General features: G+C 71.5%; 29 protein-coding genes. 19 read left to right on the forward strand and 10 right to left on the reverse strand.

Features of this window, described 5'->3' with window-relative positions:
• Window positions 1–4: 4 nt before the first annotated feature.
• The 6 genes from ACLQ23_RS11315 to ACLQ23_RS11340 all read left to right on the forward strand — a co-directional run bounded on the left by ACLQ23_RS11315 (window position 5) and on the right by ACLQ23_RS11340 (window position 5,091).
• Window positions 5–967 carry an LCP family protein gene (locus ACLQ23_RS11315; RefSeq protein ID WP_355588425.1) on the forward strand — a complete coding sequence of 321 codons (963 nt, stop codon included), beginning with the start codon at window positions 5–7 and terminating at the stop codon, window positions 965–967.
• A gap of 58 nt (window positions 968–1,025) precedes the next feature.
• Window positions 1,026–1,361: a rhodanese-like domain-containing protein gene (locus ACLQ23_RS11320; RefSeq protein ID WP_355587287.1), complete on the forward strand. Its 336-nt coding sequence runs from the start codon at window positions 1,026–1,028 to the stop codon at window positions 1,359–1,361.
• A 10-nt stretch (window positions 1,362–1,371) separates the two neighbouring features.
• Complete coding sequence (locus ACLQ23_RS11325) at window positions 1,372–2,160, forward strand: glycerophosphodiester phosphodiesterase (RefSeq protein WP_355587290.1); 789 nt, start codon at window positions 1,372–1,374, stop codon at window positions 2,158–2,160.
• A gap of 52 nt (window positions 2,161–2,212) precedes the next feature.
• Window positions 2,213–3,664, forward strand: a complete 1,452-nt coding sequence (locus ACLQ23_RS11330) for a PAS domain-containing sensor histidine kinase (protein ID WP_355587292.1) — start codon at window positions 2,213–2,215, stop codon at window positions 3,662–3,664.
• Window positions 3,665–3,725: 61 nt separating this feature from the next.
• Window positions 3,726–4,142 (forward strand): ATP-binding protein, encoded by a 417-nt coding sequence (locus ACLQ23_RS11335; RefSeq protein WP_355588427.1) that lies wholly within the window; start codon window positions 3,726–3,728, stop codon window positions 4,140–4,142.
• Between the two features lie 61 nt (window positions 4,143–4,203).
• Window positions 4,204–5,091 (forward strand): DUF5926 family protein, encoded by an 888-nt coding sequence (locus tag ACLQ23_RS11340; protein ID WP_355587293.1) that lies wholly within the window; start codon window positions 4,204–4,206, stop codon window positions 5,089–5,091.
• A 26-nt stretch (window positions 5,092–5,117) separates the two neighbouring features.
• Here the strand turns inward: ACLQ23_RS11340 and ACLQ23_RS11345 are convergent, their stop codons facing one another.
• The gene (locus ACLQ23_RS11345; RefSeq protein WP_355587296.1) at window positions 5,118–6,347 is read right to left on the reverse strand and encodes an arginine deiminase; all 1,230 of its coding nucleotides are present in this window, start codon (window positions 6,345–6,347) and stop codon (window positions 5,118–5,120) included.
• Window positions 6,348–6,510: 163 nt separating this feature from the next.
• Between ACLQ23_RS11345 and ACLQ23_RS11350 the strand changes: the two genes are divergently transcribed.
• The 5 genes from ACLQ23_RS11350 to pheA all read left to right on the forward strand — a co-directional run bounded on the left by ACLQ23_RS11350 (window position 6,511) and on the right by pheA (window position 9,977).
• Window positions 6,511–7,251: a hypothetical protein gene (locus ACLQ23_RS11350; RefSeq protein ID WP_355587298.1), complete on the forward strand. Its 741-nt coding sequence runs from the start codon at window positions 6,511–6,513 to the stop codon at window positions 7,249–7,251.
• 165 nt (window positions 7,252–7,416) lie between these two features.
• On the forward strand, window positions 7,417–7,875 hold the full coding sequence (locus ACLQ23_RS11355) for a hypothetical protein (protein WP_355587301.1): 459 nt from the start codon (window positions 7,417–7,419) through the stop codon (window positions 7,873–7,875).
• 75 nt (window positions 7,876–7,950) lie between these two features.
• Entirely contained in the window at window positions 7,951–8,340 is a 390-nt protein-coding gene (locus tag ACLQ23_RS11360; RefSeq protein WP_355587303.1) for an ACT domain-containing protein, read from the forward strand.
• A gap of 157 nt (window positions 8,341–8,497) precedes the next feature.
• Window positions 8,498–9,010 carry a hypothetical protein gene (locus tag ACLQ23_RS11365; protein ID WP_425880682.1) on the forward strand — a complete coding sequence of 171 codons (513 nt, stop codon included), beginning with the start codon at window positions 8,498–8,500 and terminating at the stop codon, window positions 9,008–9,010.
• A 10-nt stretch (window positions 9,011–9,020) separates the two neighbouring features.
• A complete protein-coding gene (pheA, locus tag ACLQ23_RS11370) occupies window positions 9,021–9,977 on the forward strand; it encodes a prephenate dehydratase (RefSeq protein ID WP_355587305.1) in 957 nt (318 codons plus the stop codon).
• A gap of 75 nt (window positions 9,978–10,052) precedes the next feature.
• On the opposite strand, the gene ACLQ23_RS11375 is transcribed toward pheA, so the two are convergent.
• The 3 genes from ACLQ23_RS11375 to ACLQ23_RS11385 all read right to left on the reverse strand — a co-directional run bounded on the left by ACLQ23_RS11375 (window position 10,053) and on the right by ACLQ23_RS11385 (window position 11,828).
• Entirely contained in the window at window positions 10,053–10,775 is a 723-nt protein-coding gene (locus ACLQ23_RS11375) for an AIM24 family protein (RefSeq protein WP_053651572.1), read from the reverse strand.
• A 106-nt stretch (window positions 10,776–10,881) separates the two neighbouring features.
• A complete protein-coding gene (locus ACLQ23_RS11380) occupies window positions 10,882–11,229 on the reverse strand; it encodes a metallopeptidase family protein (RefSeq protein ID WP_197281399.1) in 348 nt (115 codons plus the stop codon).
• Between the two features lie 167 nt (window positions 11,230–11,396).
• Window positions 11,397–11,828 carry an OsmC family protein gene (locus ACLQ23_RS11385; protein WP_355631962.1) on the reverse strand — a complete coding sequence of 144 codons (432 nt, stop codon included), beginning with the start codon at window positions 11,826–11,828 and terminating at the stop codon, window positions 11,397–11,399.
• Between the two features lie 172 nt (window positions 11,829–12,000).
• Between ACLQ23_RS11385 and ACLQ23_RS11390 the strand changes: the two genes are divergently transcribed.
• The 3 genes from ACLQ23_RS11390 to ACLQ23_RS11400 all read left to right on the forward strand — a co-directional run bounded on the left by ACLQ23_RS11390 (window position 12,001) and on the right by ACLQ23_RS11400 (window position 14,591).
• Window positions 12,001–12,747: a hypothetical protein gene (locus tag ACLQ23_RS11390; protein WP_425880623.1), complete on the forward strand. Its 747-nt coding sequence runs from the start codon at window positions 12,001–12,003 to the stop codon at window positions 12,745–12,747.
• A 210-nt stretch (window positions 12,748–12,957) separates the two neighbouring features.
• Complete coding sequence (locus ACLQ23_RS11395) at window positions 12,958–13,779, forward strand: HAD family hydrolase (RefSeq protein ID WP_355587312.1); 822 nt, start codon at window positions 12,958–12,960, stop codon at window positions 13,777–13,779.
• On the forward strand, window positions 13,779–14,591 hold the full coding sequence (locus ACLQ23_RS11400; RefSeq protein ID WP_425880624.1) for an HAD family hydrolase: 813 nt from the start codon (window positions 13,779–13,781) through the stop codon (window positions 14,589–14,591). The genes ACLQ23_RS11395 and ACLQ23_RS11400 overlap by 1 nt, the downstream gene beginning before the upstream one ends.
• Window positions 14,592–14,598: 7 nt before the next feature.
• Here the strand turns inward: ACLQ23_RS11400 and ACLQ23_RS11405 are convergent, their stop codons facing one another.
• Window positions 14,599–15,201, reverse strand: a complete 603-nt coding sequence (locus ACLQ23_RS11405; protein ID WP_355587316.1) for a bacterial proteasome activator family protein — start codon at window positions 15,199–15,201, stop codon at window positions 14,599–14,601.
• 92 nt (window positions 15,202–15,293) lie between these two features.
• Here ACLQ23_RS11405 and ACLQ23_RS11410 point away from each other — a divergent pair, with 92 nt between their 5' ends.
• Entirely contained in the window at window positions 15,294–16,091 is a 798-nt protein-coding gene (locus ACLQ23_RS11410; protein ID WP_355587318.1) for an alpha/beta hydrolase family protein, read from the forward strand.
• 79 nt (window positions 16,092–16,170) lie between these two features.
• Complete coding sequence (locus tag ACLQ23_RS11415; protein WP_355587321.1) at window positions 16,171–17,358, forward strand: ABC transporter substrate-binding protein; 1,188 nt, start codon at window positions 16,171–16,173, stop codon at window positions 17,356–17,358.
• A gap of 76 nt (window positions 17,359–17,434) precedes the next feature.
• On the opposite strand, the gene ddaH is transcribed toward ACLQ23_RS11415, so the two are convergent.
• Window positions 17,435–18,268, reverse strand: a complete 834-nt coding sequence (gene ddaH / locus ACLQ23_RS11420) for a dimethylargininase (protein ID WP_355587323.1) — start codon at window positions 18,266–18,268, stop codon at window positions 17,435–17,437.
• Window positions 18,269–18,327: 59 nt separating this feature from the next.
• Between ddaH and ACLQ23_RS11425 the strand changes: the two genes are divergently transcribed.
• Window positions 18,328–18,786 (forward strand): Lrp/AsnC family transcriptional regulator, encoded by a 459-nt coding sequence (locus tag ACLQ23_RS11425; RefSeq protein WP_053651590.1) that lies wholly within the window; start codon window positions 18,328–18,330, stop codon window positions 18,784–18,786.
• Window positions 18,787–18,864: 78 nt separating this feature from the next.
• Window positions 18,865–19,821, forward strand: coding sequence for a zinc-binding dehydrogenase (locus tag ACLQ23_RS11430; RefSeq protein WP_425880625.1), 957 nt, complete (start codon window positions 18,865–18,867; stop codon window positions 19,819–19,821).
• 5 nt (window positions 19,822–19,826) lie between these two features.
• Here the strand turns inward: ACLQ23_RS11430 and ACLQ23_RS11435 are convergent, their stop codons facing one another.
• The 3 genes from ACLQ23_RS11435 to mobA all read right to left on the reverse strand — a co-directional run bounded on the left by ACLQ23_RS11435 (window position 19,827) and on the right by mobA (window position 21,967).
• Window positions 19,827–20,933, reverse strand: coding sequence for a T3SS (YopN, CesT) and YbjN peptide-binding chaperone 1 (locus tag ACLQ23_RS11435; RefSeq protein WP_355587328.1), 1,107 nt, complete (start codon window positions 20,931–20,933; stop codon window positions 19,827–19,829).
• 81 nt (window positions 20,934–21,014) lie between these two features.
• Window positions 21,015–21,308, reverse strand: a complete 294-nt coding sequence (locus tag ACLQ23_RS11440) for a DUF6457 domain-containing protein (RefSeq protein ID WP_355587331.1) — start codon at window positions 21,306–21,308, stop codon at window positions 21,015–21,017.
• A complete protein-coding gene (gene mobA, locus ACLQ23_RS11445; protein WP_425734993.1) occupies window positions 21,305–21,967 on the reverse strand; it encodes a molybdenum cofactor guanylyltransferase in 663 nt (220 codons plus the stop codon). Before mobA ends, ACLQ23_RS11440 begins: the two co-directional genes overlap by 4 nt.
• Before the next feature lie 152 nt (window positions 21,968–22,119).
• On the opposite strand from mobA, the gene fdhD reads away from it, so the two are divergent.
• Entirely contained in the window at window positions 22,120–22,974 is an 855-nt protein-coding gene (fdhD, locus tag ACLQ23_RS11450; RefSeq protein ID WP_355587334.1) for a formate dehydrogenase accessory sulfurtransferase FdhD, read from the forward strand.
• Here fdhD and ACLQ23_RS11455 read toward each other — a convergent pair.
• Window positions 22,964–23,677 carry a GAP family protein gene (locus ACLQ23_RS11455; protein ID WP_355629342.1) on the reverse strand — a complete coding sequence of 238 codons (714 nt, stop codon included), beginning with the start codon at window positions 23,675–23,677 and terminating at the stop codon, window positions 22,964–22,966. The genes fdhD and ACLQ23_RS11455 overlap by 11 nt on opposite strands.
• Window positions 23,678–23,750 lie beyond the last annotated feature (73 nt).

The raw sequence follows: 23,750 nt of genomic DNA on the forward strand, positions 1-23,750 counted from the left end.
GATCATGCTCGGCGTCGGGCTGGCCCTCGTCCTGCTGGCCGGGCTCACAGTTGTCGGTCTCAAGACACTCTCGCACCGGTACGACAGCTCGGTGACCAGGGAGCAACTGCTCGACGACGACGCCCGCAGCGGACGCACCGACCTGGACGGGCCGCTCAACTACCTGCTCATCGGCACCGACAGGCGTGCCGGCAGCAGCGAACCCGACCAGCGGTCGGACACCATCCTCATCGTGCACGTGCCCGCCGGCAGGCGCGAGGCGTACCTGGTCTCCATCCCGCGTGACCTGCTTGTCGCCATCCCACCCACAAACGGATTCGGCGGCGGCCAAGACAAGATCAATGCGGCGTACGAGCGTGGCGGCGGTGGGCAGGCCGGCGCCCAACTGCTCTCGGCCACCCTGAGCCGGCTCACCGGCCTCCGGTTCGACGGTGCGGCGCTCGTCGACTTCTCCGGCTTCCGGAAGGTCATCGACCTGCTCGGCGGCGTACGGATGTGCGTGGACACCGAGGTCCGCTCGATCCACACCAACCGGGTCTTCCCCACCGGCTGCCAGCGGATGGACGGGGCACAGGCGCTGGACTACGTGCGGCAGCGCTACGACCTGCCGGGTGGTGACTACGACCGGCAGCGCCACCAGCAGCAGTTGCTCCGGGCGATGCTGGACAGCGCCGGCCAGGCGGACCTGCGTACGGATCCGATGAAACTGGATCAGGTACTCCGGGCCGTCGGCGGCTCGCTGACTGTCGACACCAACGGCGTACCCCTGGAGGATCTGCTCCTCGCACTGCGTGCGCTGCCGCCCGACGGGATGCGCGGCGTCCAGGTGCCCTCGTCGCCGCAGACCATCGACGAGGTCTCGTACGTGGTGCTCGACAACGGGGGCAACGGGCTGTTCGAAGCCGTCCGGAGCACCCGACTGCCGGCCTGGGCGCAGGCCAACCCGCGCTGGGTGACCCGGTTGTGATGGTGTCGACGGCGGGGTCGGCACCGAACCGGCCGACGAGGATCTAATGTTGGTCCCTGTGTTCGGACCCCAGGTTCCCACCGTGCCCGTGACCGAGATCGCCGACGACACCTACCTGCTCGACGTGCGGGAGGACGACGAATGGGCGGCAGGCCACGCCCCCAACGCCCATCACCTGCCGATGATGGAACTGCCGGCCCGGTTGGCCGAGGTGCCCACCGACCAGGATGTGGCGGTCGTCTGCCGCTCCGGCGGGCGCTCCGCCCAGGTCGTCGCCTACCTGGTGAACAACGGCTGGGACCGGGTGCGTAACGCCGACGGCGGGATGCGCCAGTGGGCAGCCGTCGGCCGGCCGGTGGTCGACGGAAACGGACAGCCCGGCCAGGTCATCTGAGGCGGTCGGCATGGGCGGGCCTCTGGTCTTCGCGCACCGCGGCGCCTCGTACGACCTTCCGGAGCACACTCTCGCCGCCTACCTGCGTGCCCTCGACGAGGGCGCCGACGGGCTGGAGTGCGACGTCCGGTTGACCCGCGACGGGCACCTGGTCTGCGTGCACGATCGACGTCTGGACCGCACAAGCAACGGCCGCGGTCTGGTCAGCGCACGTACGCTCGCCGAGTTGGAGGCGCTCGACTTCGGTTCCTGGCATCCGGGCAGCGCCCCGAGCGGTGACCTGCCGCCGGACGAGTCGCACACCCGGCTGTTGACCCTGGCGCGACTGCTCGACGCCGTACTGGCCGCCGGGCGGCCCGTCCGGCTGCTTGTGGAGACCAAGCACCCGTCCCGCTACGGCTCGAACGTCGAACGGCGGCTGGTCGCCCTGCTGCGGCGCTACGGGCTGGCCGACCCGGCACCCGACGACCCGGTCCAGGTCACCGTGATGTCGTTCTCCCCGCTTGCGGTCCGGCGGGTCCGGGAGTTGGCTCCGACGCTGCCCACGGTGCTGCTGCTCGAGGTGCTGCCACGCTGGTGGCCGGCGGGTCGGCTGCCGTTCGGCGCCCGCATCGCCGGGCCGGGCATCAGCCTGGTCCGGGCCCGGCCGCAGTTGCTGCCCGCGCTGCGAGCCGCAGGCAACCAGGTGTACGTCTGGACGGTCAACGAGCCGGCCGATCTGGAGTTGATGCTGGCTGCCGAAGTGGACGGGATCATCACCGACCGGCCGGCGCACGCCCTCGCCCGACGGGATCGCTGATCGACGTCGACCGGGGGTGCCGAAAGCCGAATCTCCGGGGCAGACTCGGCACATGCCGGAGCGTATCGACTTTCCCGCTCTCATCGCCGGCCACGCTGTCGTGATCGAGATGATCAATTCTGGGGACGCGGGGTTGCCGGTCCTCACCCAGCTGCTCCAGGCTGCCCAGCCGGCGCTCGGGGCGAAAGGTATGGCGTTCGTCGAGTTCGGCCCGACCGGCGGCCGGGTGATCGCGGCGACCGGCGCTGCGAACTGGGCGTTGGGCCGTCCACTGGCTGCCGACGACCCGGACACCGTCTGCCTGCTCTCCGGGCCACGGGCGCGCCAGGTCCGCGTGGCGGACCTCAACGGCAAGCTCTCCGGCGAGCTGGCCGGCAGCGGGCTACGCCGGATGGTGGTGTCCCGGGCCGAGATCGGCGGGCACACCGTCGGCAGCCTGCACGCCCTCTACCCGGGCGACGACGAGCCGGGCGACGAACAGGCGGTGGTCGCCTACCTCGCCTCGTGCATCGCGCACATGTACGGCGACGCGAGCGGGCTGCCGGTGCACGGTGACGGGCCGGTGGTGGCGGCGCTCGCCGACGGACTGGCAGTTGTCGACCGGGAGGGGACCGTCCGACTCTGGAACCCGGCCGCCGCCCAGGTCACCGGTCAGACCGCCGAACAGGCGTTGAGCCGCCCGCTGCCGCTGCCGCTGCCGCCTTCCGGCCAGGTCCGCGACCACCGGCTCCCGGACGGGCGCTGGCTGCGGATCACCTCCGGCGAGCTGCCCGGCCCGGGTGCGCTGCGGGTGGTCACCTTCCGCGACATCACCGACCAGCAGCGCCGCGACCACGACCGGGAGCTGTTCGTCGCTGTGACGAGCCACGAGCTGCGTACCCCGGTCACCGTGATCAAGGGGTACGCGGACACCCTCACCGACCACTGGGACTCGCTCAACGACGCCGATCGTCGGCAGGCCGCCCGCGTGATCGGGCAGCGCGCCAACGAGCTGGCCCGGCTTGTCGACCGGCTGCTCTCCTCGGCCGCGGAGACCGGCCCCGGCGACGACCCGCCCAGCCCGTTCGACCTCGGTGAGGCGCTGCGCGCCGCAGTCGTCGACCTGCCTGTCGAGCTGCGTCGGCGGTTGGTGCTGCGCCTTCCCGCCGACCTGCCCAAGGCGCTCGGCCACCGGCCCAGCCTGACCACTGTGCTGACCGAGCTGGCGACGAACGCCGGGAAGTACTCGCCGCCGGGCTCCCCCATCGAGATCACGGCCGGGGTCGACGGTCAGCTCGTCGGGTTCCGGGTCAGCGACCGAGGGATCGGCATCCGTCCCGAGCACGTGGAGCGGGCGTTCGACAGGTTCTGGCAGGGCGAGTCCGGCGACCGGCGCGGCTACCCGGGGGCAGGGCTCGGCCTCTATCTCGTCCGCCGGATCGTTGAACAGCAGAATGGATGGGTATCCCTACGTCCAAGGACCGACGGCGGTACGGTCGCAGAGGTGCGACTGCCGCGCGGTTGACCGGCGGCGGCGCGACGTGGAGGCGACGGTGGCAGCGGCAGTGAGGGATCGGGCGTGGTGCGTGGTGGTTCCCCACCATCCCGCTGGAGCACGGCTGGCCCGGCACCGGCTGGCCGACGATCTGGCTGACGTCGTACCCCCGGTGCTTCTCGCGGACCTGATCGCGGTCCTCGCCGAACTGGTGGGCAATTCGGTGCGGCATGCCCGGCCGCTGCCCGGCGGCGTGGTCCGGGTGGCCTGGCGTTTGCGGCCCTCGGCCGAGGGTCCGCGCGTCCAGTTGGCTGTGACCGACGGCGGCGCGAGCACCAGGCCACGGATCCGGACGGCAAACCCGGACGCCGCCGACGGGCGAGGTCTGCACATCGTGGCCGGTCTGGCCACGCGTTGGGGTGTCGAGCGCGACGGCATGGGTCAGCGCGTGTGGGCGGAGTTCGAGCCGGCGGCGACGAGCCGCTCGGACCTGGTGGCGGCGGGCTGAACGACGGTCCGAGGCGGGTCCGGCCCACGACGGGCAGGCGGGCCCTCTAGGCTGTGACGCCGTGAGCAAGCGTCGAAAGAGCCAGCGCGCCGCCGTCGACACCGCCCCCCGGAAGGACAAGGTGCGGGACGTTTTCGTGCCGCGACCGTTCGAAGGGCTGGCCGACGAGCCTGAATGGATCGCGCTGCGCGAGTTGGTGCCCGCCGCGTCCGCGCCGCTACGGCTGGCGCCCGCCGTCGTCGAGGAGTTCGGCGACCGGCCTGTCACGCTGGCCACGGTGCTGCCGATGGCCGCACCGGCGGTGACCAAGCCGGACGGCCAGGTGCTCATCGGTCTGCAACGGCACCAGCAGTCCGGCGACGTCTCCCGCGACCTGGCCGAGGCGCTGCTCTGCGCGTTGCGGACCGAGCCGGGCGGCCAGGTGGCCGTGCCGCCGCTGCCCGGCCCGGGCCCTCGACTTCAGGACATCCTGGTGGACGGCCCGCTGGAGATCACCATGCACGACGGGTTCGAGTTCTGGCTCGATCCCGGCGCGGCGGACGACCCGACCGTCCAGGCGTCGCTGGAGCGGGCCAACGCCGCCATCTACCCGACTGTGCGGATGGCCGCGGCGAAGGCCGCTTACTGGTGCCAGGTCCCGGAGAAGGCACATGTGCGCTGGGTGCTGCCCGACGACGAGGACGCCGCCCTGGACGCGTTGGCCCGCCTCGGCGCGGCCGGCACGCTGACGCTCGGCGAGCAGACCAAGTTCGCTGGCATGTTCCGCGCGCACGGCCGGCTGGTGCCGGTCTGGGACCTGCCGGAGCAGGCGCCGGCGACCGACTGGGAGGACCCGGTGGCGCAGTTCAGCAAGCGGTACGCGGAGGCGCTCGCCGCCACCGATCCGCTGGACGCCGCCGGCCGCCGTGCCCGTCAGGGTCTGCTCGGTCGCCAGCTCACCCTGCGCTGACGTTAGGAGGGGCCCCTTGTTATGCATCAGGCGTTAATAGGGGGCCCTTCCTTCAGCGACTCGCGGACTATTGGGCAGGACATGCAGCGGGGGCCGCCCCGGCCGGAGCCGAGCTCGGAGCCGGCGATCGGGATCACCTCGATGCCGGCCCGCTCCAACTGCGCGTTTGTCGCGGTGTTGCGTTCGTAGCCGACGCAGAGCCGGGGCGCCAGGGCGAGGGTGTTGTTGCCGTCGTCCCACTGCTCGCGTTCCGCGGTGACCGGGTCCAGCCCGGTGTCGATGACCCGGAGCTGGTCGAGGTCCATCGCGTCGGCGGCGGCCCGCAGGAAGGGCGCAGGGCCGTCGACCCGCGGGTCCTCGCCGTCGGCGCCGGCGATCACCGTGTACGCCGAGAGGGTGCTGGCGATGTTGGGATACATCAGCACGGCGTCGGCGTCGACCATCGTGCAGACGGTGTCCAGGTGCATGGTGGCGCGTTCCTGGGCGATCGGCACCACGAGGATGGTGTGGGCCAGCCCGGCGGCGAAGACCTGCCGGCCCAGACGTTCCGCGCCTGCCGGTGTGGTGCGCTCGCCCACCCCGACCGCCAGCACGCCGGGAGCGAGCAGCAGCACGTCCCCGCCCTCCAGGTGCTCCAGGTGGGGGCGGTAGACGAACTCGGTGCCGGCGAAGCGTGGATGGTGGCGGTAGATGGCGTCGGTGAGTGTGGTTTCCCGGCGGCGGGCCGGCATGGCCAGGCTTGTGACGCCGACCCGGTCGCCGATCCACAACGACGAGTCCCGGGTGAACAGCAGATTCGGCAGCGGATCGATCACAAAATCGTGACGGTCCATCAGGGTGTAGACCAACCCGCCCGGCCGCTCCGGGCTGATCCGCAGCTCCTCGTGGGCGAGCCCCGCGGTGAGCACGTCGGCCAACGCGACCGGATCCAGGTAGGCGAGGTGGTCGGCGACCCGGGCGCGCAGGGTGTCGCCGAGCCGGGGGGAGCGCAGCACATGCTCGGTGAGTTCGGCCCGGGCGTCGGCGACGGCGAGTGTCTCGGCCAGCAGGGTTGCCAGGTAGAGCACCTCGACACCGCGATCGCGCAGCGCGGCGGCGAACGCGTCGTGCTCCTCCTGGGCACGGCCCACCCAGGGGATCGCGTCGAACAGGAGGGAGTCGTTGTTGCGGGGGGTGAGCCGGGCCAGTTCCGGGCCGGGCCGGTGCAGGAGCACGGTGCCGAGCCGGCCGACTTCGCTGTCGACGTAGTGGGTCACCCCCGCAGCGTAGGGCAGGGTTTAGCGGCATCCGACAAAAGAACTGTGGATGAATATGGCATTCATCCACAGTCACTCCGGCGCTCCGGCTTGCCGAACACCGGGACTGGCAACGTAGGGTAGTGAGGACATAACTTCGAGGGACCTTTTGCCGGAGGTCGCGATGACTGTCTTTCCCGCACGACGAGCCGTACCGACCGGTCGGGCACTGCCGCCCGCCGCCGTGCCCCACCCCCGCGTCGAGTCGCCGGGGGTTCTCGAACCGATCCGTCCGACACCGCTCGAATGGGCGCGCCGCCGCCGTGCCGAGCGGGGCGCACGTCGGCTGGAGGCGGCCGGAGCACGGGCACTCGGTCAGCTCGACCACCTCGGGCCAGCCTGGCACGTCATCGAATGGCCCCGCACTGATGTGGCGGACGCCCTGCTCGACCGCGCTCAGGACGACCGCGCCGGGTTCCTCGCCATCGGGCCGAGCGGCCTGTTCGCGGTGACCATCGCCGACCACGGTCGCGCCCGGGTCCTCGTCGCCGGTGACGTGGTGCAGATCAACGGCAAGCGGCCGCCGTACGTGGCCGAGGCCCGTCGGGACGCCAAGCGGGCCAGCAAGGCCCTCAGCGACGCGGTGGGGCTGACGATTCCGGTGTCGCCGGTGCTGACCTTCGTGGGCTCCGGCGTGATCAGCGTCTACGGCCTGCCGAAGGACTGTCTGATGGCGACCCACCGGGAGCTCGACCGGCTCCTCGTGGCCGGTGGCAGCCGGATCAGCCCCGCCACTGCCGAGAAGCTGTCCCGGGTGGCGCAGCATCCCAGCACCTGGCTGAAGGGCACGTACCGTCCAACGGCCGACTACCGGTGGTACGACGAGGGCCGAACGGCCGCTGACAAGCCGGCCCACCACCGGTAACGTCACCGACGACGCCACGCGGCCCCGGTTCCCACCCCCCACCGGTTCCCGCGCCGTCACCGACCGCCCCGGTTTCGACCGTGCGGCCCGGTGACAAGGTGCGCTCGGTGGTCCCGTCGGAGACCGGCTAGCGTGGACAGTCCGTCGGTGTACATAGGAGGCTCGGTGGCCCACGTCGAACTTTCGCTCTCGGAAGTGTTCGTGCCGGCGGCGCGAGCCTCCACAGAGCCGGAGTTCGACAACTTCGGCCAGTGGTCCTCGACGGTCTGCCGGGCCGACGAGCCGTGCCTGCTTATCGACGCCGACACCCGGGTGGTCGCCATCTCCACGGCCGGCTGCGAGCTGCTCTGCCTGGGCGAGCCGGCCGGCCTGATCGGGCGGCCGCTGCTCGACGGCGGGCTGCGCCTGCTGGACTTCACCGCCAACCGGGGCGAGCTGACCGAGGCCGAGATCGACAAGATCCCGCCCCTGCTGGCGCTCTCCTCCGGCCGTCTCGCCAGAGGGCTGCTGCGGGTGCAGGGCGCCGCGGCGGGCAGCTCCGACGCAACTGTCGACGCGATTTCCACCCCGGTGCACGCCCACGGCGCCGTGGCAGGCTCCCTCACCTTCTTCTCCGAGGTCTGACCTGCGGCGGAGTGTGGCGTTCACCGCACGCGGCGATGTCGGCGTCGGCCCACACCGACACCGTAAGGTGCCCTCATGCTCGATATCGCTCTGCTGCCAGGGGAGTACGCCGTGTGCCGGTTGGCCCCCGGCGCCGCCCTGCCGTATGCGCTGTCGAGCGAACTGGACCGCGCCGAGGTGGTAACTGTGAGCTGGACCGCCGACGGGATATCGGTGATCTGCCCGACCACCCGAGCCCCGGCACAGGCGGTCGTGGAAACCTCCTGGCGCTGCCTCAAGGTCGCCGGCCCGGACGGCGTGGCCGCCACGGGAACGCTTGCGGCCCTCGTCGCGCCGCTCACCGAAGCCCGGGTCAACGTGGTCACCTTCTCGACCTTTGACACCGACTACCTGCTGGTGCCGATCGTCCGCCTGGCCGAAGGCACTGCCGCCCTGGAGCGCGCCGGGCACCGCGTCCTCGGCTGAGCTTCACCCGGCCGGCCGCTCGCCCTACGATGGGCTCGGCCACCCCCCGGCCGCGACCTTCCCCGATGCCCCCGAGGATCGGCCCGTGCCGTTCACCCCGTTCCGCCGCCCGTCTCCCCCACCGCAGGCGACGGTCCGAACGCTGCCCGCGACCCGGATCCTGGCGGCGCTCTTGACGATCTTGGCACTGACCGGCTGCGGGGCCCCACCCGAGCTGCGGCAGCCATCCGGCGTGCCAACGGTCACCGGCACGCCCACTGCACCCGGGCCGACAGGCACTCCGACGGCATCGCCCACCGCCGTGCCCACCGCCCCTCCGGTCGGCACCCCGTCGGCCACGCCCGATGCCGGCCTGGTCGCCACCGCCTGCCGGAGCGGGCCGACCGGTCAGCAGGTCCTCCGGCTGCTACGCGGCCGGACCGGAGTCCTCCCGAGCAACGTGCAGGTGAAGGTCCGCAGCGGGCCGCTCTGCGCCGCCGACTGGCAGTACACCGTGGTCACGGTGACCGGGCACGAGGAACTCCAGGTCGTCACCCGGGGGCGACCCAGCGCCCCCGAGCTGGTCACCGCCGGCACCGACGTGTGCACCATCGAGGTCCGGGCCACCGGGCCGGTCGGGATCCGCACCCTCGCCTGTGACGCCGGCACACCGCCCGGATCGGGTGCGTAGGCTGGTCGACATGCCCGGAACACCGCCCACGCGCTTCGTCTATCTCGGCCCGGAGGGCACCTTCGCCGAACAGGCCCTGCGCACGATCCCCGCCGCCGAACACGGCAGCCGTACGCCCGCCCGCAGTGTCGGGGAGGCGCTGGACAGCGTCCGGGCGGGAGACGCCGATGCCGCGCTGGTGCCGCTGGAGAATTCGATCGGCGGGGCGGTCGGCATCACCTTCGACGAGATGATCGAGGGCGACCCGCTGGTGATCACACGCGAGGTGATCCTGCCTGTGGATTTCGTGCTCGCCGCACGGACGGGGACGTCGCTGCCGTCGATCCGCACGATCGCGGCGCACCCGCAGGCGTCCACCCAGTGCCGGGGCTGGCTGCGCGACCACCTGCCCGACGCGGTGGTGTTCGACGTGCTCTCCAACGGCGCAGCCGCCGCAGGCGCCGGCTCAGGTGAGTTCGACGCGGCGATCTGCGCGCCGATCGGGGCGACCCGGCACCGGCTCGCGCTGCTCGCCGACAAGATCGCCGACCACCCCGACGCGGTGACCCGGTTCGTGCTGGCCTCCCGCCCCGGCCCGCCCCCGCCGCCGACCGGTGACGACCTCACCTCGCTTGCCGTCTACATCGCCCACGACCGGGTCGGTGCGCTGCTGACGGTGCTCATGGAGTTGGCCGTCCGTGGGGTCAACATGACCCGCATCGAGTCCCGGCCGACCGGCGAGGCCCTGGGTCGGTACGTCTTCTTCCTGGACTGCACGGGGCACGTGGCCGACGTGCGGCTGGGCGAGGCGTTGCAGGGGCTGCACCGGGTCTGCGCCGACGTCCGCTTCCTGGGCTCCTATCCCCGGCACCGCTGGGCCGAGACAGCCGGAGAACGACCCGTACCGGCACCGGCCGGTCTCTCCGACGTCGACTACGCCGATGCGGCTGCCTGGCTGGCCCGACTGCGCACCGGCGAGCTGACCTGACCCGGCTGGGCTGACGAGCTGGGCTGGGCTGGCGACCCCGCACGACTGAAGCGCCCGCCCAGCCAACCGATCGGGTCAGCTCAGCAGGCCGCCGAGCAGGCCGCCCTCCTGCTGCTGCTCGCCGCTGCCCCTGACCGGCGGTTCCTCGGACGGCTGCACCACCACGAAGCCGTGACCGGCGAAGCTCATCGTGTACGCCTCACCGGTGCGCCGGCCCAGCAGCGTGCCGAGACCGAGCTGCTCGGCGCGGTGGTAGCCGGTCTGGAGGTTTGCCGACCAGCAGACCGCTGCCTGCGGGTCGACATAGGTCGGGGCGTCCACGTTGAGCACGACCGGGGTGCCCTTGGTGGTGATGGCGATCCGGCCGTACCCACTGAAGACGCAGTTGAACAGGCCCGACGAGGAGGTCATGCCGGCGCCGCCGACCATCCTGATGTCGTACTGGAGGGTCGAGTCGAAGGCGAGCACGCTGGAGCCGTTTATGGAGAGCGCGTCGCCCGGCTCCAGGTCGATGATGTGAACGTCCTTTGCCAACTCGGCGAGGAAGACGTCACCCTGGCCGGTGACCTTCATCAGCGGGACGCCCTCGCCGGTGAGCTTCTGCTTGAGGAACTTGCCGAGCCCGCCCGAGCCCAACGCCTGGAACTGCACGTTTCCCTGGTAGGCGACCATGGACCCGACCCGGGCCATCGCCTCACCGTTGAGCTCGATCTTCAACATCTTGGAGTTCTGCAGCCGCATGCCGGGCTGCGCGGACTCCTTCTCGAGGTTCTCGGCGGAGAACAGCTCGCTGCGCATGAGGGTGCCTCCTGAAAGGTCGCGGTTGCTGCACCGACGGTAGGCGACTCCAGCAAGCACGGACCATCAGCCGAGCGGCGTACCGCTGGCGGGCCGTAGCGCGGGGTCAGCCCCAGCCCAGCGCGTGCAGCCGTGCGTCGTCGATGCCGAAGTGGTGGGCGATCTCGTGGACCACCGTGACGGCCACCTCGTCGACGACGTCCTCGTCGCTGTCGCAGATCCGCAGGATCGGGCGGCGGTAGATGAAGATCCGGTCCGGCAGCACGCCGGCGTAGTCCCAGCCCCGGTCGGTGAGCGCGTGCCCCTCGTAGAGGCCGAGCAGGTCGGGCTCGGTGGGCGGCGGGTCGTCCTCGACCAGGATCACGACGTTGTTCATGAGGCCGAGCAGCTCGCCGGGAACCTCGTCGAGGGCGTCACCGACCAACTCTTCGAAACGCTCGCGGGTCATCTCCACCGGCACTCCACCATTGTGCCCGACGTCCGGCCGACCGGCCCGGTCACGCCGCGGGACCTGATCGTGGGCCGGCGGAGAAGGCGCGATGCCCGCGCGCTCGCGGAGGGAGCGGCCACCCGGTCGGGCGGAGGCTCCCTCCGTGAACGTACGGGTAGAGGTCCGTCGCCTCAGGAGGCCAGGCGAGCGGTGAGGGTGATCTCGGCACCCGGCGAGAGCAGGCGGGAGATCGGGCAGTTCGCCTTGGCGGCCTCGGCGAGCTTCTGGAACTCGGCCTCGTCGATCCCAGGCACCTGGCCGACGGTCTCCAGGTCGATCCGGGTCACGGTCATCCCGGCGTCGGTCTTGTCCAGGTGGACCTTGGCGGTGGTCTCGACGGAGGTGGGCGTCGAGCCGGAGTCGGCGAGGCCCTTCGAGAACGCCATCGAGAAGCAGCCAGCGTGTGCCGCGGCGATCAGCTCCTCGGGGTTGGTGCCCTCGCCCTCCTCGAAGCGTGACTTGAAGGAGTAGTTGCCGGACAGGCCGCCCTTACCGGTGCGGACCGTGCCGGAACCCTCGGTGAGATTGCCCTGCCATTGTGCGGAAGCGGTACGGATTGGCATGAGGAGAACGCTAGCGGAAAGGTGACCGCCGAGCGACCGACCGGCACCGACGCCCGCCCTGCGATCCCTGTCACCTGATCGCGGTTCGGCGTGGGCGACTTCGCCAACGCGACCAGCCACTCGCTCTGTGCCATGATTCGACGCAGGCCCGTGACCGGCGGAAGGATGGCCGATGTCCGATGAGCTGCCGATCCCCCGCCAGGGCGACCCGTCCGACGGGCCGAGCGTGATCGAGTGGGGTGGCGACGACGAGCCCACCGAGCGTCGACGCTTCGGCTTGTCGCTCACCGGCTTCACCCGCGACCCCCGGCTGCCCCTGCTGCTCGCCGGGCTCGGCGCGGTCGCCGGGGTCGCCTCGCTGATCGGCGAGTGGCTGGTGATGACCCTGCCCAACAGCGGGCCGGTCGGGACCAGCACCATCGACGTTCCGGCCGGCGTGTCCGACATCGGCGGTTTCGGGGTCGGCTACCTGGTGGGTCTTCTCGGCCTGGTCTGCACCGTCGCGTTGGCGCTGCGGGGCACGGCGTCGGTCCGGCAGAACGCCCGGCTGATGGGGCTCGCCCTAACCGGAGCCCTGCTGGCGCTGCTGATCGCCGCGACGGCGACGCTTAACGACAGCGGTCAGCGGACCTACTTCTACGCACCGCAGGACGGTTTCCGCGTCGAGTACGGCCGCGGTCTGGTGATGGCGTTCGTCGCCTGCGTGCTGCTCGGGGCGGCCCTGCGGCTGGCCCCGAGCGCTCCCGAGCAGGTGCAGGCAGGGCCGACTGCCGACGACCACCCCGACGACGGGCCACCGGAGCGCGGTTGGCGCCGCCGCCGGGACCGGGCCTCGACCCCGGAGGACGGCCTGCCCGCGCCGGCCGACCTGACCGTCACGTCGGCGGCACCGTTCACGCACCCCCAACCTCCGGCCTGAGCTGCGCGCCCTGACCCCGACGGGTCCGGGTGCACCCGCCTGACCTGCCGTTTCGGCGACACCGACGGTAGGGCGCCCGTTGGTTCCCGATTCGCCTGGAAGCCGTGGTTGCGACCGCTCACGCGAGGTACGGTTGCTGCCCGCCGTCACGCCGGGTCTCGATCCAGGACCGTACGGCAGGCTGCGACGGCGGCGGGCGAAGGAGGAACGATGACCCGCCCGGGGCTGCCCAAGCTGATCGCAACCGACCTCGACGGAACGCTGGTTCGCAGCGACGAGACCGTCTCCGCGTACACCCATGGGGTGCTGGACCGGGTGCGGGCCGCCGGAATTCCGGTCGTCGCCGCGACCGGACGCGGCCCCCGGTTGACCGAGCTGACCCGCAACGACATCCGGGCCGCCGACTTCCTGGTGATGGCCGGTGGCGGTCGGGTCGTCGACCAGAGCGACCCGACCGGCCCGGTGGTGCTCCGCGACGAGCGGCTGGCCGGCGAGGTGGTCGCCCAGTTGCTCGCCGACCTGGAGGCGGCGGCCGGCCCGCTGACTGTCATGGTCGAGGCGTCCGACGAGCACGACGCCCCGCTGTGGGGTGACTACCACGCGAGCTGGCCCTACCAGGACCGGTTCGAGGCACGCAGCCGCGCGGAGTGCCTCTCCGGTGACGTGATCAAGGCGTTCGCGCGGACCGCCGACCACCACGTGGACGAGTTGCTGGCGGTGGCCCGGCAGGTCATCCCGCCGCACATCGCGACACTCACCCAGGCCGGGCTCGGCTTCATCGAGATCTGCCCGCCCGGCGTGGACAAGGCGTCCGGGCTGACGGCTGTCGCACAGACCCTCGGTGTCGACCCGGGTGACGTGCTGGTCTTCGGTGACATGCCCAACGACCTGCCGATGTTCGAGTGGGCCGGCTGGTCCCGGGTGGCGGTTGCCAACGCGCACCCGATGGTGCGCGCCATCGCCGACGAGGTGACCCTGCGCAACGACGACGACGGGGTGGCCGTCTACCTGGACCGACTACTGTCCCGGTGATGGGAGAGACCCCTCGACTCGTCGCCACCGACATTGACGGCACGCTGATCCGCGACGACCACACGGTAAGCGCCCGCACCGCCGGCGTGCTCGCCCGGCTCGTAGCGGAGGGCACGCCGGTGGTGCTTGTCACCGGCCGTCCGGTCCGCTGGCTCAAAATGGTGTACGAACAGCTGGCCCAGCCGCTGCCGGCGGTGTGCGCCAACGGCGCCGTGGTCTACGACCCGGTGCGCGACGAGGTGCTGCGGGCCGATCCGCTCGCTCCGCAGCACCTCGCCGAGGTGGCCGAACGGCTACGTGCCGAGGTGCCAGGCATCAGCTTCGCCGTGGAGATCCTGGACAGCCGGGAGATGCGTCACGAGACGCACTACCCGCTGCGCTGGGACGTCGACCCCGAGGGCATCCGGCCGATCGAGACGCCGGAAGAGCTGCTGTCCCTGCCTGCGGTGAAGCTGCTTGCACGGGCCGGCGAGCAGGACCCGGACGCGTTCGCCGCGCTGATCGCCTCGGCGGTGGCGGGGCTCGCCGAGGCGACGCACTCGTCGTCGTCCGGGCTGGTGGAGATCTCCGCTGCCGGGGTGACAAAGGCGGCAGGGCTCGACTGGTACTGCGACCGGCTCGGCGTGGCCGCGGCGGACGTCGTGGCCTTCGGTGACATGCCCAACGACGTACCCATGTTGACCTGGGCCGGGCGCGGCGTGGCGGTGGCGAACGCGCACCACGCCGTCCTGGCGGTCGCCGACGAGGTGACGTCGGCGAACTCGGAGGACGGCGTGGCGGCGTACCTGGAGAAGATCTTCGAGGTGGGCTGAGCGCCGATTACAGGTACTGGCCGGTGCTGTGCCCCTCGCCGCCGGCCGGCTGGCCGATGCCCGGCATCCCGGGCACCATCCCGCCGGGACCGCCAGGGCCACTGGGCAGTGCCTGCCGGCCGCCGCGCATCTGCTCCAGCTGCACCCGGGCGGCCATCTGCTGGGCGACCAGGGCCGCCTGGATGCCGTGGAAGAGGCCCTCCAGCCAGCCGACGAGCTGGGCGTGCGCGATCCGCAGCTCACCCTCGCTCGGCGCCTTGTCCTCCGTGAAGGGCAGCGAGATCCGCTCCAGCTCGTCGCGCAGCTCGGGGGCGAGGCCCTCCTTGAGCTCGACGATGGAGCGCTCGTGGATCTCCCGCATGCGGTGCCGGCTGGCGTCGTCAAGGGGAGCCGCCTTGACCTCCTCCAGCAGTTGCTTGATCATGCTGCCGATCCGCATCACCTTGGCCGGCTGTTCGACCAGGCGGGTCGGGTCTTCGCCCTGCCCCTCCTCGGTCTGCACCGTGCCGATCGGCCGCCCGTCCGCGCCGACCACCACCACGGTGCCGGAGTGGCCGGAGTCGTCGGAGCCGGGCTCATCGTTCTGTCCAGCGGAGTGCGCTTCGGTCATGGGTCCATCTTTACCCAGTGCACGCGAGCCATGCCGCCCGGGACCAACTCCCGGGGCCACGCCACCCGGGCGGGACGCGCTACCGTCGCGCCATGCCTGCCGACCCACGCGACGTGCTGACCAGGCCCGCGCCCGCACCGGACCGGACGGTGGCCTACGGCGATCACCCGGACCAGGTGGCCGACCTGCGCTTTCCGGCTGGGGATGGCCCGGCCCGGCCGCTGGTCGTCGTGGTGCACGGCGGCTTCTGGCGGGCCGAGTACGACAGGGGGCACACCGGTCCACTCGCTGCCGCGCTCGCCGCCGACGGATATCCGGTCGCCCAACTGGAGTACCGGCGTACCGGTCAGCCGGGCGGCGGCTGGCCGGGGACGCTGTCCGACGCGCTGACCGGGATCGCGGCGCTGCCGGAGTTGGCCGCCGAGGCGTTGCCCGGCCGGGTCAGTGCTGGCGCCCCGATCGTGGTCGGTCACTCCGCCGGTGGTCACTTGGCGCTGTACGTGGCGGCGACAGCGCCGTCGACGGTACGCGCGGTGCTCGCGCTGGCCCCCGTGGCGGACCTGGTCGAGGCGTACCGGTGGGATCTGGACGCGGGTGCGGTGACCGCGCTGCTGGGCGGCGGTCCGGCGGAGGTTCCAGAGCGGTACGCGGCGGCCGACCCGCGATTGTTGGTGCCCACGCAAACACGCACAGTAGTGATACACGGGTCTGTAGACCTTCAGGTTCCGGTGGCGATGAGCCGGGACTTTGTCACAGCGGCAGATACCGCAGGGTCCGATATTTCCCTTATTGAGCTGCCCGGATCCGAGCATTTCGGGCTGATCGACCCGGAGTCCGCAGCCTGGCCCCGGGTTCTCGATGCCTTGCGCTCACTGCACCATGATCATTAACCATTGACGCAGCGTCGTTGAGCAGGTAGAACGCCGGAGGGGCGTGTTCTGCCCTGAAACGCTCCTTGGAAGGAACTCGGTGTCGCAGATGAATCGCAGGCGGGCGCTCCAACTGTTGGCCGCGCTCGGTACCACCGGATTCGCCGCCGGGTGCGGCTCCGACACCGACAGCCAGCCGACCACCAACCGAAGCCCGATCAAAATCGGTCTGATCGTACCCAAGTCCGGCGGCGTCAAGTCCATCGGCGACGACATCGCCAACGGCTTCCAACTCTTCCTCGACCTGCACGACCAACGCCTGGGCGGGCACCCGGTGGAGTTGCTGATCGCCGACGAAGGTGAGACCGCCAAGAGCGGCAAGGCCGCCGTCGACCAACTCCTCAAGCAGAACGTGCTGGCGCTCACCGGGGTGGTCAACTCGTCGGTGATGGTCGGCATCCGCGACACGGTGGAGGAGGCCCGCGTCCCGCTCATCGGCTCGAACGCCTCGCCGAGCAGCCTCCAGAGCGTCGTCTACATCTGGCGCACGTCGTACGTGCTTGACGAGGCCGGCCGGGCCCTGGGCCGCTACCTGCGCGACCAGCTACCGGCGAACGGCCGGGTGGCGATCATCGTCCCGGAGAACGTGGGCAGCCCCGACGTGGTGCGCGGCTTCCGGCAGGAGTTCGGCGCCACCGACAGGCGCATCGCCGACCCGGTGACAAACACCAACCCCACCACCAGCCCCAACAAGACCACCTATGTGGCGGACATCGAGAAGGCGCTGGCCAAGAAGCCAACCGCGGTCTTCTGCTTCTTCGCGGGCGCGGCCGCCGTGGAGTTCATCAAGCAACTTCGCGACCAGTTCTCCGGGCCCGTCTACGCGCCAGGCTTCCTCACCGAGGGCAACGTACTGGAGAGCCTGGGCCAGGACGCCCTGGGCATCCAGACCGCCCTGAACTACTCGGCCGACCTGAACAACACGTCGAACCGGGTCTTCGCCTCGGCATACCGGAAGAAGCACCAGCTCACGCCCACCACCTACGCCATGGCGTCGTACGACGCGGCGCAGGTGCTCGACCAGGCCATCCAGCTGACCGGCGGGTCGCCGTCGCCCCAGCAGGTCAACCTGGCGCTGGGTCGCATCGGTCAGATCGACAGCCCGCGCGGGATCTGGCAGTTCAACCAGCCACGCACCCCCCAGCAGAAGTGGTACCTGCGGGAGGTGCAGCGCGACGGTCAGGCCACCTCGAACGTGCTGATCAACGAGCTGGCCACCCTGGGCTGAACGCCCCTCGGAGCACGATCAGGGGCCGGCCTCCCGCGCGGGAGGCCGGCCCCTGACGTACGCGGTGGCGAACGGGTCAGTGCCGCAGTTCGGCGATGCAGCACTTCACGCTGCCGCCGCCCTTCTTCAGCTCGGCCAACTCGACCGGAACCGGTGTGTAGCCGCCGGCCTTGAGCTTGCCCGCCAGCCGGGTGGCTTCGCTGTTGAGGACGACGTTCGCGCCGTCGCTCACCAGGTTCAGCCCGAAGGCCAACGCGTCGGAGTCATCGGCGATCACCGCGTCCGGGAAGAGCTGGGTGAGGACCCGCTGGCTGGCCGCGGAGAACGCGCCGGGGAAGTACACGACGTTCGAGTCGTCGATAGCGGCGAGCGCCACGTCCAGGTGGTAGAAGCGAGGGTCGATCAACCGCAGCGACACCACCGGGCGGCCCAGCGCCTCCTGCGCCTCGGCGTGCGCCGCGATCTCGGTCCGGAAGCCGTGCCCGGCAAGGATGAGCCCGCCATGCGCCTCTGGCACGTACGCGAAGTCACCCTCGCCCTCGTTGGTCTCGCTCGGCGCGATGAACCGGCAGCCCTGCGTCTCGTAGAAGGCGTGGTGGGCGGCGGCCTCGGCGGCACGCTGCTCGTGCTTGAACCGCGCGCCGTAGACGCTGCCGTCCACCATGAAGGCGCCGTTGGCGGCATAGACCATGTCGGGCAGGCCCGGCTCGGCCGTCAGCACGTGCACCTCGTGGCCGAGGCCGACGAGCGTTTCGCGCAGCCGGTCCCACTGCTTGACGGCCAACTCGCTGTCCACCGGGGTGGTCACGTCCATCCACGGATTGATCGCGTACTCGACCGCGAAATGCTCCGGCGAGCACATGAGATATGTCCGCTTTCGCGGCAGTCGCTGCTGGTTCACGGTCACCAAGAGTAGGTACCGTAGAACTTTGGTAACAGCCACAACCATTGCTTCCCAGAGGCGGAACGTTGCAGATAGACGCCGTAGACCAGCGGATCATTGCGTTGCTCGTCGCCGACGCCCGTGCGTCGTACGCCGACATCGGCACCCGGGTGTCACTCTCCGCCCCAGCGGTCAAGCGTCGGGTGGACCGGCTACGCGCGACAGGCGTGATCAGAGGGTTCACCGCCGTCGTGGACCCCGCTGCCGTCGGCTGGACCACCGAGGCGTTCGTCGAGCTGTTCTGCGCCGGCCGGACCACCCCCGCGCAGATCGGCGTGGCCGCACGCCGGCACCCCGAGGTGGTCGGCGCCTACACCGTCTCCGGCGAGGCGGACGCTCTCGTGCACCTGCGCGCCGCCGACATCGCCCACCTGGAGGCGGCGCTGGAACGGCTTCGCGCCGAGTCGTTCGTGACGTCCACCCGCAGCACCATCGTGCTGTCCCGACTCGCTGAGTCCCCCGGCGTCGGCCCGTCCACCCGCTGACATTGACCTCAACCCTCGTTGAGGTGCTGGACTGCCCTTCGAGCGGGCGGCGACGCCCGCAACGATCGAGGGGATCTCATGCGGGCAATCTGGTTACGTGAGTTCGGCGGCCCCGAGGTGCTGGTGCCCGGCCCGGCACCCGACCGGACGCCCGGCCCCGGTCAGGTGCTGATCGACGTCGCGCACGCGAACATCACATTCATCGAGACGCAGCTACGCGCCGGCCGGTCCGGACCGTTCCAGGTCACCCCGCCGCTGATCCCCGGCAACGGCGTCGGCGGGGTGATCGCCGCCGTTGGGCCGGACGTCGATCCGGCGCTGACCGAGCGCCGGGTCGTGAGCGCCACCGGCGGCTCCGGCGGGTACGCGCAACGTGCGGTGGTGGACGCGTCCGCGCCCTTCGAGGTACCGGCCGGGCTGGCGCTGGACGACGCGGTTGCCCTGCTGGCCGACGGACGGACCGCCACCCTGCTGGTCGAGGCGGCCGGCGTCCGCCCCGGCGACCGGGTGCTCGTGGAGGCGGCGGCGGGCGGCGTGGGCAGCCTGCTCGTGCAGCTCGCGACGAGCGCCGGCGCACAGGTGGTCGGTGCTGCCGGTGGCGCACGCAAGGTCGACCTGCTGCCCGGCCTCGGTGCCGACCTGGCGGTCGATTACCGCCTGCCGGGCTGGGCCGACCAGGTCCGGCACACGATGGGTGGAGTCGACGTGGTGTTCGACGGCGTCGGCGGGCCGACCGCCCGGACGGCGTTCGAGCTGCTGGACCCGGGTGGCCGGATGGTCAGCTTCGGGTTGGCAAGCGGTGAGTGGTCGCCGGTGTCGGCGGAGGACGCCGCAGCCTGGCAGATCACGCTGGTCCGATCCGACGCGCCGCCCGCACGGATGCGGGCGTACACCGATCAGGCGCTGGCGGGCGCGGCGACCGGCCAGCTACGGCCGCTCATCGGTCAGCGTTTTCCCCTGGAACGCGCCGCTGACGCGCACGCCGCCATCGAGGCGCGCGCGACAGTCGGCAAGACCCTGCTGGACGTGGCCTGAACCGCTCAGAGGTACATGCCGGTGCGGTGCTCGGAGTCCTCGCGTCGCACCGGTTTGTCGCCCTCGCTGAAGAACCGCTTGCCGCCGAACTCGCCGTGCAACCGGTCGTCCAACTCGTCCGCGAGACCTGTCATCACCTGTACCGCCAGCATCAGGTGGGTGGCCTGGAAGCTGCGGCCGAACACCGGGATGGACGCCCAGACCGTGTCGTCGGCGCAGTAGAGACGACCGATCGGCATCCGGTTGGTCAGCTCGGACAGCTTCACGTAGAGCCGCTCGGTGGGTTCGACCTCGGTGAGCACCGGGGAGAAGACGTCCACCAGCGGCGGGTTGTCGCGCACCCGCACGAAGACCATCGCCGAACCGGCACGGATGTTGATGTCGCCGTCCGAGTCGATCTGCAACCGGTCGGGCTCGGACTTCAGCATCGTGGACACCACTGTGCGTACGCGTTCGGCCAGGTCGAGCACGTCGTCCCGCTCCACCTGCGCGGCGGCCGCCTCGGCCAACGCCTCTTCCAGGTCGCCCTCGACGTCCGCGTCCGGGCCGAACTCGCTGCGCGCGGTGCCCAGCGGCCCCACTGTCAACGGCTCGCCCTCGGCGTCGTGCACCAGGTAGACGAGGAAGGCCGGGTGCGGGGCGCCGTAGACGTCGCGCAGCGTCCGGGACAGCAACGGGGCGATCCGGGCCGCCTCCGCCGTCGTGCCGTCCAGCCCGAACGAGCCGCCGGACCCGGGCACCACCCCGGGCGGCGACCAGCCAAGCGCCACCATGTCGGCCACGGCGGCGCGGTCCAACCGGTAGCCCTGCGGCAGTGCCGCGTTGCCGACCGCCCGAGCCGATAGCCCGCCGTCGCCGGCCACATCGACGCTTATCGAGTAGACGGCGTCACCAGTGCCGGAGGCCGTGGGGTCCAGGGTCAACTCCAGGTGCGCGCCGACGGGGAGTTCCCGCAGCCGCAGGGCGAGCATCCGGGCGAACTCCTGCCACGCCTCGGTCACCTTGGCCCGCAGGTCGGTGGTGCTGGGTTCGTCGAGCAGAATCGACTCCCCGTGCTCGGTCGTACCGCTGGGCAGCTCACCGTCCGGCGCCGAGGGGTGGTCAGCCGTCATGATCGCCTCCGTCCGTTCCGAACACCCTACCCACGCCCTCCGGAGGCCGAATCCATCCGGACCGGCATCGGACAACGGCGGTCAGGAGACTGTGGGATCGACCGGGGCGGTGGGCGCGATGGGGTCGGCCGGGTCGCCGCCCAGCGCGACCGGCCAGTTGGCCGCGAGCGCACTGAGCCGGGCCGCGGCGTCCGCCGGGTCGGCGCCCCGGCCAACCGCCAACCCCAACACGTACGCGGTGACTGGCGCGCCCGGCCGCAACACCTGGTGAGCGACGTCGCGGGCAAGATCCAGCACCGCCGGAACCGGCACCTGGGCGGGGTCCAGATTCACCTCTGCGCACGCCGCCGTTACCCAGTCGTCGAGCACCGTCATCGCACCCACTCCTTCGCCCGGCGGACGTCCTCGTCAGTGTCGCAGTCGAACCAGGGCGGCGGGCCGTCGACGGACCAGGGCACCTCCCGCACGACAAGGCCGGCCAGCAGAGCCCGGACCGACGCACCGGCCAGGTCCCCGTCCCGCTCGACAGTCAACCGCGCCAGCGCGGCCCGCAGTGCGGCCACCCGCCACACCCCGCACAGCGACTGCCGCCGGCCGGACTCGTCGACGAAGCACACCCCGTCCGGCCGTTGCTCGCCACCGGCTGCGCCTGTGCGATCCGGCGCAGCGCCGTCACCAGGCGGAGCGGTTCCGTTGCCGTCGAGGTGGTTCAGCAACGCGCCGAGCGCAGCCCTCGTGAGCAACGGCAGGTCGGCGGCGAGCAGCGCGACCACTGCCGTGTCGGGATCGAGCAACGCAAGCCCCGCCGCCGTCGCGGCGACCGGCCCCCCGCCGGGCGGATCCTCCCTGGTGACCCGCACACCGGGCGGGACCACGTCGGCCGGACCGACGAGCACCAGCGGCGCGGCATCGGCGACAGCCGCCAGCACCCGGTCGCGCATCGACCGGCCACCGACCGGGAGCGCGGTCTTGTCCACCCCGCCCATCCGGCGGGCAGCCCCACCGGCGAGCACCACGGCGGCGTACGTCCCCACCCGGTCACGGTAGCCGGATCGCCGCCGACCGGCGGTGCCTGCCGGTAGCCCGATCCCTGAGCGGTCGTGTCGGAGCCCTGTCGGCGGTCACTGCGGGTGCCCGATGCCCGGCACGCGTGCGGGCGTACCGGCGCGGGGTGCAGGATTGCGGGATGGGACGGGCGACTGACCGACGCGGCGTACTCCGGATCGACCTGGGCGCGGCAGCCGACGGCCGCCGTTCCGTCCGCCGGCCGGACAACCTGGCGGTGGAGGAGCCGCTGGAGATCCGGGTGGGCGCTGCCGGGCCCGGACGGCGCAAACCCCTCGCCGTCACGATGCGCACCCCCGGCGACGACCTGGACCTGGCCATCGGATTCCTGTTGACCGAAGGGCTGATCCGGTCGACCGACGACGTGCTGACCGCCCAGCTCTGCGCAGGCGCGGAGACACCGAACACGTACAACGTGGTGGACGTGGTGCTCGCCCCCGGCGTGCCGGAACCGACCACCGACCCGTCCCGGAACTTCTACACGACCAGTTCCTGCGGGGTCTGCGGCAAGGCCAGCATCGACGCAGTCCGCACCCGGTCGGCGTTCCCGGTCGAGGCGGACCCGCTCACCGTTGCGGCAGCCGTCCTGGCCGAGTTGCCCGACCGTCTGCGCGCTGCCCAGCGGGGCTTCGACCGGACCGGCGGGCTGCACGCGGCCGGGCTGTTCACCCCGGCCGGCGACCTGGTGGTGCTCCGGGAGGACGTGGGCAGGCACAACGCTGTGGACAAGGTGATCGGCTGGGCGGTGCGGGAACGTCTGCTGCCGCTGGCCGGGCACCTGCTGCTCGTCTCCGGCCGGGCCAGCTTCGAGCTGACCCAGAAGGCGTGGATGGCGGGGCTGCCGCTGCTCGCCGCGGTGTCCGCCCCGAGCACCCTCGCCGCCGAACTGGCCGAGGAGGCGGGGATGACGCTTGTCGGTTTCCTGCGCGGAAACACGATGAACGTCTACGCCCGTCCCGAGCGGGTCACAGTCTGATCACCAGCTCGTCGAGCAGCCCCAGCCGGAGCACGGCGTCGCGGGCCAGCAGGAAACCGGCGATGCCGAGGATCCAACCGAGCATGCCGCCGGAGTGCCGCACGATCCAGGCGTTGAGCCGTACCAACACCGGCTCGACCAGCTTCGGCCACGCTGTCCGCGCCCCCAGCAGCAGCACCGCCGGCACCACCATGACAAGGCAGTAGCCTGCGAGCAGCCCGACGATCTGCGCCGCGCCGAGCCCGGAGGTGGTCAGCAGGCCGACCGCGCCGAGGTACGGCAGCATCGTCGCCACCTCCGCGAGCGCGGCGAGCAGCGCCAACCCCACCAGCCAGCGCGCCGAGGAGTCACCGGCGGTCACCCGATCCCGCCACCGCAGCACCCCACCACCGCGCGGGCGTCGCTTGCCGTCGTAGCGGAAGCTGAGCGCGAACAGCCCCACACCGAGCACGAGCTGAGCCCACAGCACCGGCCTGTTGTCGAGCGCTCCGCCGAGGACGTCGGCCAGTCGACTGCCGCCCACGGCGAGCAACAGCCCGACCGCGAAGTAGAACAGGGTGATCGTGCCCAGGTAGACGAGGATCCGCCGGGCGTTCACCGTCCCGGGCGCGAGCAGTAACCAGACGGGGATGAAGAGGGTGCCGATGCTGGTGCTGTCGACCAGGGCCAGGCCGGCGAGCGTCAGGAGCAGCGCGACGCTCACGTGGGGCATTCGCTTCGGAGAGGCACCTGATCAGTCTGCTGCGACGCCACGTCGGACAACTCGACCCGTGGAA

The organism is Micromonospora sp. DT41 (assembly GCF_049841715.1).
In the GTDB taxonomy this organism is placed as follows: Bacteria; Actinomycetota; Actinomycetes; order Mycobacteriales; family Micromonosporaceae; genus Micromonospora; species Micromonospora profundi.

Coding starts and splice junctions, on each gene's coding strand:
- ACLQ23_RS11330 (WP_355587292.1), top strand. CDS start 2,213: ATGCCGGAGCGTATCGACTTTCCCGCTCTCATCGCCGGCCACGCTGTC.
- ACLQ23_RS11435 (WP_355587328.1), bottom strand. CDS start 20,933: ATGACGGCTGACCACCCCTCGGCGCCGGACGGTGAGCTGCCCAGCGGT.
- ACLQ23_RS11325 (WP_355587290.1), top strand. CDS start 1,372: ATGGGCGGGCCTCTGGTCTTCGCGCACCGCGGCGCCTCGTACGACCTT.
- ACLQ23_RS11385 (WP_355631962.1), bottom strand. CDS start 11,828: ATGCCAATCCGTACCGCTTCCGCACAATGGCAGGGCAATCTCACCGAG.
- ACLQ23_RS11430 (WP_425880625.1), top strand. CDS start 18,865: ATGCGGGCAATCTGGTTACGTGAGTTCGGCGGCCCCGAGGTGCTGGTG.
- ACLQ23_RS11400 (WP_425880624.1), top strand. CDS start 13,779: ATGGGAGAGACCCCTCGACTCGTCGCCACCGACATTGACGGCACGCTG.
- ACLQ23_RS11375 (WP_053651572.1), bottom strand. CDS start 10,775: ATGCGCAGCGAGCTGTTCTCCGCCGAGAACCTCGAGAAGGAGTCCGCG.
- ACLQ23_RS11360 (WP_355587303.1), top strand. CDS start 7,951: ATGCTCGATATCGCTCTGCTGCCAGGGGAGTACGCCGTGTGCCGGTTG.
- ACLQ23_RS11410 (WP_355587318.1), top strand. CDS start 15,294: ATGCCTGCCGACCCACGCGACGTGCTGACCAGGCCCGCGCCCGCACCG.
- ACLQ23_RS11390 (WP_425880623.1), top strand. CDS start 12,001: ATGTCCGATGAGCTGCCGATCCCCCGCCAGGGCGACCCGTCCGACGGG.
- ACLQ23_RS11440 (WP_355587331.1), bottom strand. CDS start 21,308: ATGACGGTGCTCGACGACTGGGTAACGGCGGCGTGCGCAGAGGTGAAT.
- ACLQ23_RS11315 (WP_355588425.1), top strand. CDS start 5: ATGCTCGGCGTCGGGCTGGCCCTCGTCCTGCTGGCCGGGCTCACAGTT.
- ACLQ23_RS11405 (WP_355587316.1), bottom strand. CDS start 15,201: ATGACCGAAGCGCACTCCGCTGGACAGAACGATGAGCCCGGCTCCGAC.
- pheA (WP_355587305.1), top strand. CDS start 9,021: ATGCCCGGAACACCGCCCACGCGCTTCGTCTATCTCGGCCCGGAGGGC.
- fdhD (WP_355587334.1), top strand. CDS start 22,120: ATGGGACGGGCGACTGACCGACGCGGCGTACTCCGGATCGACCTGGGC.
- ACLQ23_RS11350 (WP_355587298.1), top strand. CDS start 6,511: ATGACTGTCTTTCCCGCACGACGAGCCGTACCGACCGGTCGGGCACTG.
- ACLQ23_RS11395 (WP_355587312.1), top strand. CDS start 12,958: ATGACCCGCCCGGGGCTGCCCAAGCTGATCGCAACCGACCTCGACGGA.